This is a genomic window from Nocardia vinacea, assembly GCF_035920345.1.
Classification (GTDB): Bacteria; Actinomycetota; Actinomycetes; order Mycobacteriales; family Mycobacteriaceae; genus Nocardia; species Nocardia vinacea_A.
The window spans coordinates 7528853-7543767 of the sequence record NZ_CP109149.1; the positions used below are offsets into that span (position 1 = coordinate 7528853).

Annotated in this window: 12 protein-coding genes; 6 read left to right on the forward strand and 6 right to left on the reverse strand. The window is 65.6% G+C overall.

All coding sequences use genetic code 11. The features are described from left to right. Window position 1: 1 nt before the first annotated feature. Entirely contained in the window at window positions 2-1711 is a 1710-nt protein-coding gene (locus OIE68_RS34240; protein WP_327095100.1) for an MFS transporter, read from the reverse strand. A 116-nt stretch (window positions 1712-1827) separates the two neighbouring features. Between OIE68_RS34240 and OIE68_RS34245 the strand changes: the two genes are divergently transcribed. Continuing rightward, window positions 1828-2313, forward strand: a complete 486-nt coding sequence (locus OIE68_RS34245; protein ID WP_327095101.1) for a MarR family winged helix-turn-helix transcriptional regulator — start codon at window positions 1828-1830, stop codon at window positions 2311-2313. A gap of 2 nt (window positions 2314-2315) precedes the next feature. On the opposite strand, the gene OIE68_RS34250 is transcribed toward OIE68_RS34245, so the two are convergent. Beyond that, a complete protein-coding gene (locus OIE68_RS34250) occupies window positions 2316-4016 on the reverse strand; it encodes an FAD-binding oxidoreductase (protein ID WP_327095102.1) in 1701 nt (566 codons plus the stop codon). Window positions 4017-4424: 408 nt separating this feature from the next. On the opposite strand from OIE68_RS34250, the gene dnaK reads away from it, so the two are divergent. The 5 genes from dnaK (at window position 4425) to OIE68_RS34275 (ending at window position 10326) form a co-directional block, all read left to right on the forward strand. After that, window positions 4425-6272: a molecular chaperone DnaK gene (dnaK, locus tag OIE68_RS34255; protein WP_327095103.1), complete on the forward strand. Its 1848-nt coding sequence runs from the start codon at window positions 4425-4427 to the stop codon at window positions 6270-6272. After that, the gene (gene grpE, locus OIE68_RS34260; RefSeq protein ID WP_327095104.1) at window positions 6269-6919 is read left to right on the forward strand and encodes a nucleotide exchange factor GrpE; all 651 of its coding nucleotides are present in this window, start codon (window positions 6269-6271) and stop codon (window positions 6917-6919) included. Before dnaK ends, grpE begins: the two co-directional genes overlap by 4 nt. A 24-nt stretch (window positions 6920-6943) precedes the next feature. Beyond that, window positions 6944-8107, forward strand: coding sequence for a molecular chaperone DnaJ (dnaJ, locus tag OIE68_RS34265; protein WP_327095105.1), 1164 nt, complete (start codon window positions 6944-6946; stop codon window positions 8105-8107). Continuing rightward, window positions 8107-8508, forward strand: a complete 402-nt coding sequence (locus OIE68_RS34270; RefSeq protein ID WP_327095106.1) for a heat shock protein transcriptional repressor HspR — start codon at window positions 8107-8109, stop codon at window positions 8506-8508. The genes dnaJ and OIE68_RS34270 overlap by 1 nt, the downstream gene beginning before the upstream one ends. A gap of 648 nt (window positions 8509-9156) precedes the next feature. Further along, window positions 9157-10326, forward strand: a complete 1170-nt coding sequence (locus OIE68_RS34275) for an FAD-binding oxidoreductase (RefSeq protein WP_327095107.1) — start codon at window positions 9157-9159, stop codon at window positions 10324-10326. 443 nt (window positions 10327-10769) lie between these two features. On the opposite strand, the gene OIE68_RS34280 is transcribed toward OIE68_RS34275, so the two are convergent. The 4 genes from OIE68_RS34280 to OIE68_RS34295 form a co-directional block, all read right to left on the reverse strand. After that, on the reverse strand, window positions 10770-11546 hold the full coding sequence (locus OIE68_RS34280; RefSeq protein WP_327095108.1) for an FAD-binding oxidoreductase: 777 nt from the start codon (window positions 11544-11546) through the stop codon (window positions 10770-10772). Window positions 11547-11554: 8 nt separating this feature from the next. Continuing rightward, window positions 11555-12712 (reverse strand): FAD-binding oxidoreductase, encoded by a 1158-nt coding sequence (locus OIE68_RS34285; RefSeq protein WP_327095109.1) that lies wholly within the window; start codon window positions 12710-12712, stop codon window positions 11555-11557. A gap of 207 nt (window positions 12713-12919) precedes the next feature. Beyond that, on the reverse strand, window positions 12920-13819 hold the full coding sequence (locus tag OIE68_RS34290) for an LLM class flavin-dependent oxidoreductase (RefSeq protein ID WP_327095110.1): 900 nt from the start codon (window positions 13817-13819) through the stop codon (window positions 12920-12922). A gap of 73 nt (window positions 13820-13892) precedes the next feature. Continuing rightward, entirely contained in the window at window positions 13893-14828 is a 936-nt protein-coding gene (locus OIE68_RS34295; protein WP_327095111.1) for an NADP-dependent oxidoreductase, read from the reverse strand. Between the last annotated feature and the right edge of the window lie 87 nt (window positions 14829-14915).

Here is a 14915-nt window from a genome sequence, read left to right on the forward strand (position 1 = left end):
CTCAGACTCCTGTCGGTACCAGTTCCAAAGGATCATCGATTTCGTGGTGCTCGAGTCGTGCGTTCTTGGGCAGCACTAGAAAACCGAGGCACATGACGGCCAGCAGGCCGATCCCGTACCACAGCGTGTAGCGGAAGGTGTTGGCGAAATTCACCGCGTTGGCCCGTTCGCCCGCATCGGTGAGCACCTGTGCCACAGCGTAATTGCCCGCATCGGAGCCCTGGCAACTGGCCGGAATCGCGGTCGGATCCACCTGTGCCGACCGATCGTGAACGCAGGCAAGGAAATTCGCGATGATCTGGTCCTGTGCGGGTTCGGGAAGTCCGATCGTCGAGAGTTCGGTGCGCACCTGCGGCGTGACCGCCTCGACTCCGCGCGTCGAATCATGGTCCAGCTGACCGAAGAACACCACGCCGACCAATGCGACACCGAGCGCGGTGCCGAGCTGCTGTCCGGTATTGAGCAGCCCGGACGCCGCCCCCGCCTCGCGCGCGGGTACTTGACCGAGCAGCAGGTCGATGGTCGGCGCGACCACCATGCCGAATCCGACACCGGTGACGATCAGCGGAATCACCATCTGCCATGACGTGATCGACGCACCGTAATGGGCGGCCAGCCATCCATATAGCGCGAATCCGCCGGCATTCACCACACCTCCGGCGACCAATACGATGCGCCCGAACCGCGGCGCGAGCACACTCACCGAAACCCCGGCCCCGATGCCCGCGCCGACCGCGAAGAAGACTGCTGTGAGACCGGCACGCATCGCCGACCAGCCCAGGCCTGCCTGCATGAACAGCGTCCAGATCAGGAAGAACCCGCCGAGGCCGATCCAGAACAGCAACCAACTCGCGAGGCCGACGGTGAACGGACGGGACCGGAACAGGTCCAGATCGATCAGCGGGGATCCGACGGTCCGCGCCCGCCGTCGCTCGAAGGCGACGAATAGAACGAAGGCCAACCCGGCAGTGGCCATCATGATGAAAGTCCATGCGGGCCAACCCAATCGGCGGCCCTCGGTGAGCGGATAGGCCAGCAACAGGACCCCGGAGATCGCCAACGCCATCCCGATCGGATCGAGCCGGGGTGCGGTGTCCGAGCGCGAATCCTTCATCACGATGGTCGCCGCGATCAGCGCCGCGATTCCTACCGGAACGTTGACCAGGAAGATCGGCCGCCAGTCCAGATCGAACAGATTCCATTGCACCAGCAGTCCACCGAGTGACAGGCCGACCGCGGAGGCCGAGCCGCCGACACCGCTGTAGATCGCGATGGCCTTGGCACGCTCTTCCTTCGGGAAGGTGGCTCGGATGATGGCGAGGATCTGCGGCACCATCAGCGCCGCCATCGCGCCCTGGACGAACCGGGAGGTGATAAGCATGGTCGGATCCGAGCTGAAGCCGCAGGCAGCCGAAGCCAGTGTGAAGCCGGTCATGCCGATCAGGAAGATCCGCTTGCGACCGTAGATATCACCGAGCCGGCCACCGGTGATCAGCACCGCGGCGAAGGCGAGCACATAGGCCGCGATGATCCATTCGATCTGCGAATACTGGGCGCCCAGATCGGTCTGAATGCTCGGCACCGCGACATTGACGATGGTGACGTCGAGTAGATCCATGAACCCCGCGGCCAGCACCACCGCGAAGGCGATCCAGCGGCGCGGGTCGAGGTGTGGGGGCGCGTCCGCGCCCGGAGAGATGTCGGTATCCACGAGAAGTCTCTTTTCGAATCGGTGGAGTAGGGCGACACCTCAAACTATGCACATGAAGTGATTATCAATCAAGTGTGCAATCATTAAGAGTGCATTGATCGGGGTATGCTTGGTGAGTGACCGATCCGACCTTCGTGCCGCTGGCCGAGCACCCCGCCTTCCTGCTCGGCCAGCTCGGGTTCCATGTCGCTCAGCGCTTCACCGACCTGCTCGCGCCGCTCGATATCAGCCCGCGCCACTACGGCACGCTGCGAATATTGAGCGCCAATGACGGTCAATCGCAGCAGCAGCTGTGCGAGGCGCAGCGGATCCACCGCAATGTGATGGTCGGGCTGGTGGACGAACTGGAGAAGCGCGGACTCGTCGAGCGCCGCAAACATCCGACTGACCGGCGCGCACACGCGGTGTATCTACTCCCCGCGGCGCACGAGCTGCTCACCCGGGCCGAGGCGATCGTGACCGGATTGGACGCGGACGTCACGGCTGCGCTCGAACCCGACGAGCGCGCCACCCTGGTAGACCTCTTGCAGCGCACCGCGGCGGCGAACGGACTGATCCCGGGCATTCACCCGGGTCTGGCCCGCCCAGCGGACAAGTGCTGAGCTCAGATCAGCACGCCGGGATTGAGGATTCCGGCCGGATCCAGCGCGGATTTGGCCGCCCGCAACGCATTCGCAAACGGGTCGGGACGCTGGCGGTCGTACCAGGGTCGGTGGTCTCGGCCCACCGCGTGATGGTGGGTGATGGTCCCGCCCGCAGCCGAGAGTGCCTCGGAGACAGCGGTTTTGATGTCATCCCACTGCGCGGGTGTGCTACCCCAGCGACCGGCGGCGTAGATGCCGAAGTACGGCGCCGGACCGTCCGGATACACATGGGTGAAGCGGCAGGTCACCACGCCGGTGGCGCCGACGGATCGGATGGCCGCATTCGCGGCCTCGGTCACCATTGCCTTCAGATTGTCGAATTTATCCCAGGTGCAGGCGGTTTCGAAGGTTTCGGTGATCATCGACCGGGCCGCGAGGGCATCGCGTTGATAAGGCATCCTGAGGAATGACGAACGCCAGGTGTCGGCTGCGGCCGAACCTACTCGGTGCTCGGTCGATTCGGTGTAGCGCGCGGGTTCAGGAAGGGTGCCGCCGTGGTCGGCGGCGAGCTCGAGCGTGCGTTCCATCCGGGTGCGCGTTGGGTGATCGGCGGATTCGAATCCGAGCACCAGCACGCCGCCGCTCGTCGCGGCACCGGCATTGAGAAATGCCTCGGCCGGATCGAGCAGCCGGCAATTGGTCGGGTAGAGGCCGGACTGCGCGATGGCCCTGGTCGCCGCCACGGCCCGGGTGTAGTCGTCGAAGTGCACGGAAGCCGTTGCGCGCCAACGCGGCCGGTCCTGCAAGCGCATCCACGCCTCGGTGATTATTCCCAGGGTTCCCTCGGATCCCAGGAACATCCGATCCGGTGACGGCCCAGCCCCCGATCCGGGCAGCCGCCTCGATTCGCTTGTGCCCGTCGGGGTTACCACTCGCATCGACTCGACCAGGTCATCGATATGGGTGTACAGCGTCGCGAAATGTCCACCGGCCCTGGTGGCCAGCCATCCGCCGAGCGTCGAGAATTCGAACGACTGCGGAAAATGCCGCAGCGTCAGATTCGCGCCGCGCAGTTGATCCTCCAGCGCCGGACCGAAGACTCCGGCCTGAATTCGCGCCGCCCGGCTGGTGCGATCGATCTCCAGCACCCGATCGAGACGACCGAGGTCCAGACTGATTGCCCCCGCGAATTCGTCCGACCCGTTTCCGGAATCGCTCGGCCCGGTCGATTGCGCGATCCGGCCGGGCAACCTGGGCTCGACCCCGCCCACCACGGAAGTCCCACCACCGAACGGGATTACCGCGATATTCGCCCCGGCCGCCCAGTCGAGCACGTCGACGATATCGCTTTCCGTGCGCGGCCGAATGATCAGATCCGGCGCATTGCGCACCTCGCCGAGCAGATTGCGCACCACATCGCGGAATGCCTGACCGTGTGCGTGCGCCGCCCGATCGGCGGGATCCGTCGACACCAACTCGGCGAGTGAGTCCGGCGCGCACACCCGTGGTTCGGGCAGCCCGAGCGATTCGACCGAAGGCGGTTCATGTGGTGTGAGATCCGCACCGGGCAGAATCGCCGCGACCCGCGCGGTCAGTGCTTCCCGCTCCGCGCCGACGACCGCGTCCTCGACATTGCCCCAGCCCCACCACGACCGCGTCTTCGTCGACACATCCACTCCTCTCGGCGGATCGACGGCGATCGGCGCCGCCGTCGCCGCCATCCTCGTGGACCACCGGATCCCCGGGCAACCTGCACGCGGCGGATCTAGCGACCGTTGATCACAAATGACCATCACTCGTGGCTCGGACTCTCGACCCCTCACAGCAATGGCGGGCGGCCCCTTTCTTCCTGGTTCGGGAATAGACCGCGTGGGCCGTCGGTTGAGCTGTTCGACAATATTGAGTGTATTCGGCTCAAGTTTCAGTTGACGTCCGGCGCTGAATGGGTGCAGGATTGAGCCGACCACGCTCAGCGTTGCTGGGACCGTGCTCCGTGAGGTGCTTGGGGCGAGGTCTCGCGGCACCCGCCCCGGCAGTCCCGGGCGGAGGTCGCAGAGCGGGTAGATCGCCCGAAAACCGCGATTACCCAGCACCGACACAAGTAGTTACACCAACTAGGAGGAACCACCATGGCTCGTGCGGTCGGAATCGACCTCGGGACCACGAACTCGGTCGTCGCCGTTCTCGAAGGCGGCGAGCCGGTCGTCGTCGCGAACTCTGAAGGATCGCGCACCACCCCATCGATCGTCGCGTTCGCCAAGAACGGAGAGGTTCTGACGGGCCAGCCCGCCAAGAACCAGGCGGTCACCAACGTCGACCGCACCATCCGCTCGGTCAAGCGCCACATCGGCACCGATTGGTCGGTGGCCATCGACGACAAGAAGTACACCGCGCAGGAGATCAGCGCGCGCGTGCTGATGAAGCTGAAGCGTGACGCCGAGTCCTACCTGGGCGAGGAGATCACCGACGCGGTCATCACCGTGCCCGCGTACTTCGAGGACTCGCAGCGTCAGGCGACCAAGGAGGCCGGTCAGATCGCCGGTCTGAACGTGCTGCGCATCGTCAACGAGCCCACCGCGGCCGCACTCGCGTACGGCCTGGACAAGGGCGACAAGGAACAGACCATCCTGGTCTTCGACCTCGGTGGCGGCACCTTCGACGTCTCGCTGCTGGAAATCGGCGAGGGCGTCGTCGAGGTCCGCGCCACCTCCGGCGACAACCACCTCGGTGGTGACGACTGGGACGAGCGCGTCGTGAGCTGGCTGGTCGACAAGTTCAAGGCCAGTGCGGGCATCGACCTGACCAAGGACAAGATGGCCATGCAGCGCCTGCGTGAGGCGGCTGAGAAGGCCAAGATCGAGCTGAGCTCCTCGCAGAGCACCTCGATCAACCTGCCCTACATCACCGTCGACGCCGACAAGAACCCGCTCTTCCTCGACGAGCAGCTGACCCGCGCCGAATTCCAGAAGATCACCTCGGACCTGCTCGACCGCACCCGTGCGCCGTTCCAGTCCGTGATCAAGGACGCCGGCATCAATGTCGCCGATATCGACCATGTCGTGCTCGTCGGTGGCTCGACCCGTATGCCCGCCGTCTCGGACCTGGTCCGCGAGCTGACCGGCGGCAAGGAGCCCAATAAGGGCGTGAACCCGGACGAGGTCGTCGCCGTCGGCGCCGCCCTGCAGGCCGGTGTGCTCAAGGGTGAGGTCAAGGACGTCCTGCTGCTCGATGTCACCCCGCTGTCGCTGGGTATCGAGACCAAGGGCGGTGTGATGACCAAGCTCATCGAGCGCAACACCACCATCCCGACCAAGCGCTCGGAGACCTTCACCACGGCCGATGACAACCAGCCGTCGGTGCAGATCCAGGTGTTCCAGGGTGAGCGCGAGATCGCCTCGCACAACAAGCTGCTCGGCTCCTTCGAGCTGACCGGCATCCCGCCGGCCCCGCGTGGTGTGCCGCAGATCGAGGTCACCTTCGATATCGACGCCAACGGCATCGTGCACGTGACCGCGAAGGACAAGGGCACCGGCAAAGAGAACACGATCAAGATCCAGGACGGCTCCGGCCTGTCCAAGGAGGAGATCGACCGGATGGTCAAGGACGCCGAGGCGCACGCCGCCGAGGACAAGGCCCGCCGCGAGGAGGCCGAGACCCGCAACCAGGCCGAGTCGCTGGTGCACCAGACCGAGAAGTTCATCAAGGACAACGAGGACAAGGTCCCCGCGGACGTCAAGACCAAGGTCGAGGCGGCCATCGCCGAGGCCAACGAGGCGCTCAAGGGCACCGATATCGCGGCCGTGAAGTCCGCGGTGGAGAAGCTCGCGACCGAATCGCAGGCGCTGGGTCAGGCGATCTACGAAGCATCTGCCGCCGACCAGGCCGCGTCCGGTAACGGCGCGTCGAGCTCCGCAAGCGATGACCAGGTCGTGGATGCCGAGGTCGTTGACGAGCCGGTCGACACGGAGAAGAAGTGAGCGAGGGAAACTCCGAACAGGAGCCGATCACCTTCGTCGACAATCGCAAGATCGATCCGGAGACAGGTGAAATCCGGGAGCCCGCGGCGGCCGCCGCCGCGGGGCCCGGTCCCGAAGCCGGGAACGGCACCGAACCCGTCATCGGTTCCGATGCGGGAGCCGAGATCCTGGCCGAGACCATCACCAAGGAGCTGGCCGAGCGCACCGCCGACTTGCAACGGCTGACCGCCGAATACGCCAACTACCGGCGTCGGGTCGAGCGGGACCGGCAGGCCACCATCGATGCGGCCAAGGCGGCCGTGGTCTCCGAATTGCTCGGCGTACTCGACGATCTCGATCGTGCGCGGGCGCACGGCGATCTCGATGCCGGACCGCTGAAGTCGGTCGCGGATAAGCTCGCCGACGCGCTGCACAAGCAGGGGCTGCAGGAATTCGGTACGGAGGGTGAGCCTTTCGACCCGACCCTGCACGAAGCCGTGCAGCACGAGGGCTCCGGACACGATCCGGTGATCGGCCTTGTCATGCGCAAGGGCTATCGGTTCGGCGATCGAGTGCTTCGGCACGCGCTCGTCGGGGTAACCGATGGCGTGGCCGATCTGGTCGAAGAAGAGGCATCGGATGTTGATGCCAATGCGAACAACCAATAGGAACCCGAGAGGAGGAGATGCCCGGTGAGCCAACGGGAGTGGATCGAAAAGGACTTCTACAAGGAGCTGGGTGTCTCCTCCAGCGCCTCGCAGGACGAGATCAAGAAGGCGTACCGCAAGCTCGCACGTGACCTGCATCCGGATGCCAATCCCGGCGATACCAAGGCCGAGGAGCGGTTCAAGTCCGTCAGCGAGGCGCATGCCGTGCTGTCGGATCCGGCCAAGCGCAAGGAATACGACGAGACCCGAAAGCTGTTCGCCGGTGGCGGATACGGGCGCGGTGGCTTCACTCCCGGTGCGGGCGGCGGCTTCTCGCAGGACTTCAATATCGGGGACATCTTCGGCCAGGCGAATGCCGGCGACGGTGGCCTCGGTGACCTGCTCGGCGGCCTGTTCAACCGGGGCGGCACGCGCACGGCGAGCCGCCCGCGCCGCGGCGCCGATGTGGAGACCGAGACGACCCTCGGCTTCCGCGAGGCCGCACAGGGTGTCACGGTTCCGCTGCGGATGACGAGTCCGTCGCCGTGTACGACCTGTCACGGCAGCGGCGCCAAGCCGGGTACCAGTCCGCGAGTCTGCCCCGTCTGCAATGGCAACGGCGTGATCAGCCGCAACCAGGGCGCGTTCGGCTTCAGCGAGCCGTGCGACGAATGCCGTGGTACCGGTTCGATCATCGACGATCCGTGCGTCGACTGCCGCGGCAGCGGCATCCAGAATCGGACCCGCACCATCACGGTGCGGATTCCCCCTGGTGTCAGCGATGGGCAGAAGATCCGACTGGCCGGACAGGGCGAGGCCGGACTGCGTGGTGCGCCCTCGGGTGACCTCTATGTGACCGTGCACGTCAGCCAGGACAAGGTCTTCGGCCGCAACGGCGACGACCTGACCCTGGTGCTGCCGGTCAGTTACAGTGAATTGGTGCTGGGCACAACGGTTTCCGTGCCTACGCTGGAAGGGCGCGTCGGTGTCAAGGTGCCTCCGGGCACCGCGGACGGTCGCATCCTGCGGGTGCGCGGCCGTGGCGTGCCCAAGCGCGGTCCCGGCGGCGGGGCGGGCGATCTGCTCGTCACCGTCAAGGTGGCCGTGCCGCAGAAGCTGGACGACAATGCCGCCGAGGCGCTCAAGCGCTACGCGGAGGCGGAGAAGACCAGCGGGTTCGATCCACGTGCGGGATGGGCAGGTGCGTGATGTCCGATAATCCGAAGCAGGCAGCCGGCGGGGCGTCGCGGGCGGAGTTCTTCATGATCTCCGTGGCGGCCCAATTGGCGGGCATGCACGCGCAGACACTGCGTACGTATGACCGCCTCGGACTGGTTACGCCGCAACGGACTTCGGGTGGCGGTCGACGTTATTCGGCACGGGACGTCGAACTGCTCCGCGAGGTGCAGCGGCTATCCCAGGACGAGGGCGTCAACCTGGCGGGCATCAAGCGCATCATCGAACTCACCAATCAGGTCGAGGAACTGCAACAGCGCGTCGTCGATATGGCGGCCGAGCTGGACCGGCTGCGCGCGGGGTATCGCCCCGATCTCACGCCGCCGCAACGCAGTACCGCACTGGTGGTGTGGAAACCGCGCAATAGGCGCTGATAGGCGCGAAAGGCTCCGGGATTCGGTTTCGACCGAGCTCGGAGCCTTTTGTCATTTCGTGCCGATAAGTGAATGCGTTATGTCGCATATCGGGTTGTGGACTCGAATAACCGCTGGCAGTGCTCGAGCAAACTCCGGAACCGGGTATCATTACCCGACAGTCGGTTCAGCCCCTCGTAGGTGTCGGCATGTGGTTCGGAAGGGTTGCCAACGATGTGCTGAGCTGCGAGGTTTGCTGCGGCCCTTGCTTCAGCAAACAATGCGCCGGATCGGCCTGCCGATTCCGTCCGTCGCCAGGTCGGTCGACGCCTGCGGTTTGCTCGAGCCGGATGGGCGGTCCAGGATCGCGGGTTGCCGCACGATCGCTCCGAGATCCCGAATGGGACGAATCTTGCAAAGCGGGCCTTCCGAATTCGATAGGTATAGGGCGGATTTCGCCGTCGTGTTCGTTCTTTCGGTTTGTTTTCAAGGGTTTTCGTGGTGCGGATCCTCGTTTCAGGGGAATTACATACGTGATGTTCAGTCGACTGATTCCGTAGCTGGCAAACCTCGCCTACACTCATTCGCATCGGCTGCTGTCGAGTGTCCCGCAGCACATCACTCGCCGGCACGGGTTTGTGTTCGAGTGCAAAAGGGGTTGTGACACAAATGGACTCGCGGACGGTCGCTTTGATAAGAACGACGTTCAAGGCGGTTGCTGCGGAGGAGGGGGGCCCGGCCAAGCTAGCCAGTTCGTTCTACGCAATTCTGTTCACGGACTATCCCGCCGTCCGGGATTTCTTCCCCGCAGCGATGGATTCCCAGCGTGACAGATTGGTCAAGGCCATCTCCTACGCGCTGGATCGGCTCGAGGAGCCGAATAAGTTATTGCCATTCCTCGCCCAACTCGGACGCGATCACCGCAAGTACGGGGTACAGGCCGCGCACTACACCGCCGTGGCGACCTCGTTGAAGTCCGCGATGCGGATCTTCGCGGGCACCGAGATGTGGACCGACGAGGTCGACCGGGCCTGGGACGAGGGCCTGAAGATCATCGGCGACACCATGATCGGCGCGGCCGAACAGGAATCGGCGCCGCCGGTCTGGAGCGGGACCGTCGTCGAGCGCCGCGAGGTGCTGCGCAATCTCGCCGTGGTGCGGCTGCAATTGAATCAACCGATGCAATACGCCGCAGGCCAGTACATCAGCGTGCAGATCCCGGCCCGGCCGCGCATGTGGCGCTATCTGTCCCCGGCAGTGCCCGCGAATACGAACGGGGAGATCGAATTCCACATCCGCGGAGTACTCGGCGGCTGGGTCAGTCCGGCCATTGTCGGCCACACCAATATCGGTGACCAGTGGCTGCTCGGTTCACCGCTCGGCGGACTCGGCGTGCCGCGCAATGTGAAACGCAAAATGCTGATGGTCGGCTGCGGTACCGGCATCGCACCCCTGCGCGCCCAGCTCATGGCGATGGCACAGCGGCGCGTCAATCCGCGGGTGCATCTGTTCGTCGGCGGCCACCATCCGTGTGACCTCTACGATCTGGAGATCCTGAGCCAACTGGCCACCGCCAATAAATGGCTCACCATCACACCGGTCACCGAGAGCGATGAAAACCCATGGTGGTACCTGGATTCCGGCGAACCGGAGCACACCTGGCCGGGTCTCGAAGCCCGGATGACCGGCCAGATCGGCAAGGTCGTCGCGAGCTACGGCTCCTGGTCCGACCGGGATGTGCAGATCGTCGGATCACCCTCGATGGTGCAGACCACCAAGTTCCGCTTGATGGCCGCCGGAACGCAGACCAAGAACATCCGCCACGATCCGCTCTTCTGAATTATTGGCCGCGGCTCCGCCGCGGCGTGTTCGCGGCCCCTGGTGTCTCGCGTCCGAGTCGTCGAGACTCGCGACTTCGTCGCATGCGCTTCGACGACTCGGACGCGAGACGGGCCGCGAACGGGGTCGCTCGTAAGACTCCCTCCGTTGTGGTCGGTGATGGCGGATCGTTCGGCACCTGATGCCCTCATGCCGGGGGGTGGAGTTCCGCGCCTGTGGGCGGATGCGCTTCGGCCACTGGGCTGCGAGACGGGCCGCGAACGGGTCGCTCGTAAGACTCGCTCCGTTGTGGTCGGTGATGGCGGATCGTTCGGCACCTGATGCCCTCATGCCGGGGGGTGGAGTTCCGCGCCTGCGGCGGATGCGCTTCGGCCATTGGGACGCGAGATGGGCCGCGAACGGGTCGCTGGTGAGACTCGCTCCGTGGGGGTCGAGTTCGCTGGTTACAGTCCTTCGAATTGTATTGCCGCAGCGGGGGTTCCGGTTTCCACCAGGCGATCAAGGGTGACCCGGACCATATTGGGTGAACCGCAGACCAGCACCTGATGGTGGTCGAATGCGCCGTGTGAACCGACGACATCGGCGAGCGTGCCGAAGAGCATATCGTCGAGCGGGAAGCCGATATCCACGCGCGACTGCTCGTACCATTCGTCGACCCAGCCGGGATCCTCCGGACCCTCGATCACGGGAATCACCGTGAGCCAAGGTAATTCGTTCGCCAGCAGGAACAGCATGTCATCGGCGTAGAGGTCGCGCGGGGAGCGCCCGCCGACGAACAGGTAGGTGGGCGGCGGATCCTCGTGGCGGGCGAGGTCGAGAATCTGGGAGCGCATCGGGGCCAGCCCGGTGCCGCCCGCGATCATCACCACCTCGTCGCCGTACGGATCCACGGCGAGGGTGCCGAGGGGAGCGCTGATCTGCCATTCGTCGCCCAATTGAGTGTCGGCGACGATACTGCCGCTGCACCAGCCGCCTGGCACGGCGCGCACGTGGAATTCCAGCTTGCCGTCCAGCGACGGCGGCAGCGCGGGGGAGAGCCGACGGCGCATCCCCGGATGCTGCGGCACTCGGACCTCGACCGACTGTCCCGCGAGAAACGGGACGTACTCACCGATCAGACGGATAACCGCGATGTCGTGGCGCAGCCGGTGGTGACCGACGACGGTCGACTTCCATTCGGGCGCCGCACCATTGCTGTGCGGGCTCGGATCAATTGTCATTACTTCTCTCACACGGGATCTGAGCTGATTACCGACTCAGGGGTACCCACCGCCATCAGGGCGCGACGGGTGTCGGCGATCATCCGGGCCGAACCGGCGATCTGGATCTGCCGGTCGGCCCATGAGCCGAAGCTGGCGACAACCGCGCCCAGATTACCGATCAGGCGGCGGTGCATGCCGTACGGCTCGTCCTGCGGTGGATGCGGATACCACCACGGGTTGGTCTTCTGTTCGCAGACCGGGACCACGGTGAGCCACGGATTGCTCTGCGAGAGCTGCCACATATTCTCCACGTCGTACAGATCGCAGGGGTAGCGACCGCCGATGAAGAAGTGCACGCGCGGATTGATGCCACGCTGACCCATCTCGATCAGCTGCGCGCGCAACGGGGCGATGCCGGTGCCCGCACCGATCAGCAGCACGTCACGGCCGCTGTCGCGATCGATGTGCAGACCACCGAGCGGACCCGCGATCATCCACCGATCGCCGACCCTAGTCTCGTTGACGATCGCCGGGCTCACCCAACCGCCGCGGATCTTGCGGACGTGGAATTCGATCTCGCCGTAGGGATTCGCGGGAATCGCGGGCGAGAGGTAGCGCCACATCTTGGGGCGCTGGGGCAGCGAGATCGGTACGTACTGCCCGGCCTGATACGGAATCGGGCTGTCGGTCTGCAGCCGCACGATGGCCAAGTCCTCGAGCACCCGGCGATGGCCGACCACGGTCGCATCCCAGTACGGCTGCGATTTATCGGAATTGGCGCCGATGGCCATGGAGGCGGAGATGAGGATGGTGATATCGCGCCAGCCCTCCTCGAGCGCGCGATTCCACATCGGACCGTTGAAGACCCGGAAGGCGGCCAGCAGCGCCCGCCCCGCGATGTCGTAGTGCGCGGCGATGACACCGTACTTGCGGTGATCGCGCGCCAACTGTTCCAGGAACCTCTGCGCCCGCCCCCAGTCCTCGAGATTGTCGAGCACGTAATGGATGGCGGTCACCACCCGCTTCGCCTGCATCTCCATCGCGGGCGGGAACAATTCCCGCAACTGCGGCTTCTCCGCAAACAGGTGACCATAAAACGCACTGATCAACCGCTCGGGTCCGTTCGGTGACTCGATCACCGATCGGAAGTTGGCGCGGACCAGCGCTGCCGAACGCGCATCCACGACGTGGAGCTTCCTTTCCCTCAAAATCTGCCCAGGGACATATCCGTAACCGGCGGTCCTCCGCCGACAAGTATCCCTGAAAATCACGTGGTCGTGTGGGTATGGCCGATCACGCCCGCGCTCACGGTAATCCGTGGGCAAATCGGGGCTGCTCTGGGCCGGACATGCAGGATATCGCGACCTTGCTCGCTCCGGGTTACCGCCGGGTCAACTCGCGACGTTCGTGCGCACCGCGGGCGCGACCAATTCGGCGTAGCGATGTACCTGGTCGACGGGGTCGCCCTCGGTCGGCCAGAAGATGAAGCCGTCGATGCGCTGGTCACGATGCAGCGTGGATAGGTCGTCCACCCAGCGCTCGGGTGGGCCCTCCAGGAACCCGTAGTCCGTACCGTCGGCGGTGATGGTGCCGGAGAGGTTGTAGACCCGGCGGATGGCGCGCGGATCGCGGTGCGCCGCGGCGGCGGCATCGTCGATGCGCTTACCCGCCTCGGTCAGGAATTCGGGCGGGGCCCAGGCAGCCGAGGGCAGCCAGCCGTCGGCGCGCTGTCCGGTCAGGGCGAGCATGCGCGGTCCCTTCGCGCCGAGCCAGATGCCAGGATCGTGCTGCGGCTGCGGTCCGGGGTGGGCACCGGCGAGCAGATGATAGGTGCCGGGCACCCGGACCGAACGTTCGTCGCTCCACATAGCCCGGATGACCGCTATGCCCTCGGCCAGCGCCTGGACCGACTCGCCCGCGCTCAGGTGGTAGCCGCCCATGGCGGCGATGGCAGCCCAGAACGCGCCGGCGCCGAGTCCGAGGTGGATCCGGCCGCCGGTCATTATGTCGAGGGAGGCAACGGATTTCGCGAGTACCGCGGGATTGCGCAGGGGCAGGTTGGCGACGTCGGGAAAGAAGGTGAGTCGCTCGGTCCGCATGGCCAGGGCGGTGATCAGGGTCCAGGTGTCGAGGAAGCGTCGCTGGTAGGGATGGTCCTGGACGCCGATCAGGTCGAGTCCGGCACTTTCGGCATATGTCGTCAGCTCGGTGAGCTGCTGGTAGTTATCGGCCTCCGGAATCAGGAAGAGGCCGAATTCAGGTGGGCGTGAGCCCTTTTTGCGGGCGCTCACGACTCCGCCTCGCTGGCGCTCGGCTGCGCCGTGACCGCCCCGGCGGCTGTGCTTATGGTTCGCTCGCTCACGCTCAGATGGCTAGCACGGTTTTGCCCCGCGCGCCCGCCGCGCCCATGACCGAGGGGCCCTGGTCCAGCGGGACGGTCACGTCGATCGGCACGACGACATCGCCGGCGGCGACCCGAGCGAGCAGGCGGGTCAGTTCCGGTCCGCGCCCGGAGGATTCGATATTTCCGCCTTTGATGCCGCGATCGCGCAGTGCGTCCGGATCGGCGGACCAGATGGTGGAGTAGACGGTGCCGCCGTCGCGGACCAGCGCCGTCAGCTCGGCCAGCACCTCGGGTGGACTCACCAGATCGAACAGTGCGTCGACGCCGTCGGGATGCGCGGCGGCGACCTGTTCGGCGACCGGACCCCGGGTGTAATCGATGGTCTCGGCAGCGCCGAGCCTGGTCATCTGATCGGCGACTGCTCCGCGCGCCGTCGCGATGACGTGCGCTCCGGCGATATTCGCCAGCTGCACCAGGAAGGAGCCGACGCCGCCGGTGGCGCCGACGATCAATACCTTCTGGTCCGGTTCGAGCTTGGTGGCGTCCACGATGTCCTGCGCCGTGATGCCCGCGGTCGGCAGGGCGGCCGCCGCGACGGTCGGCACCCGGTCCGGGATCGGGACCAGGGTGGCGTCCTCGGGCAGTACCGAGTACTCCGCGAAGCTGCCGTGGCCCGCGGGCGGGACCAGGAATTTGCCGACGACGCGGTCACCGACGCCGAATTTGGTGACGCCGGGGCCGACCGAAGCCACCGTGCCCGCGCCGTCGACGCCGAGGATCATCGGGAAATCGTGCGGCAGCTTGCCATCCAGAATGCCGCCGGCCATCTTCTGGTCGAAGGGGTTGACACCGGCCGCCTCGACCTGGATTCTGACCGCACCCGCGCCGGGTTCGGGGGTCGGCATTTCGGCCAGTTCGGGTGTTGCTCCGAAGCTTCGTACCACGATCGCGCGCATCCATCGCTCCTCGAGTCGGGCTGGATTTGATGCATCAACCAACGGCCAAGGCCATCGTAGGCATCGCGGTCCCGTAGACCCTGCGAT

Coding starts and splice junctions, on each gene's coding strand:
- OIE68_RS34250 (WP_327095102.1), bottom strand. CDS start 4,016: ATGGCGGCGACGGCGGCGCCGATCGCCGTCGATCCGCCGAGAGGAGTG.
- dnaK (WP_327095103.1), top strand. CDS start 4,425: ATGGCTCGTGCGGTCGGAATCGACCTCGGGACCACGAACTCGGTCGTC.
- OIE68_RS34270 (WP_327095106.1), top strand. CDS start 8,107: ATGTCCGATAATCCGAAGCAGGCAGCCGGCGGGGCGTCGCGGGCGGAG.
- OIE68_RS34275 (WP_327095107.1), top strand. CDS start 9,157: ATGGACTCGCGGACGGTCGCTTTGATAAGAACGACGTTCAAGGCGGTT.
- OIE68_RS34280 (WP_327095108.1), bottom strand. CDS start 11,546: ATGACAATTGATCCGAGCCCGCACAGCAATGGTGCGGCGCCCGAATGG.
- OIE68_RS34295 (WP_327095111.1), bottom strand. CDS start 14,828: ATGCGCGCGATCGTGGTACGAAGCTTCGGAGCAACACCCGAACTGGCC.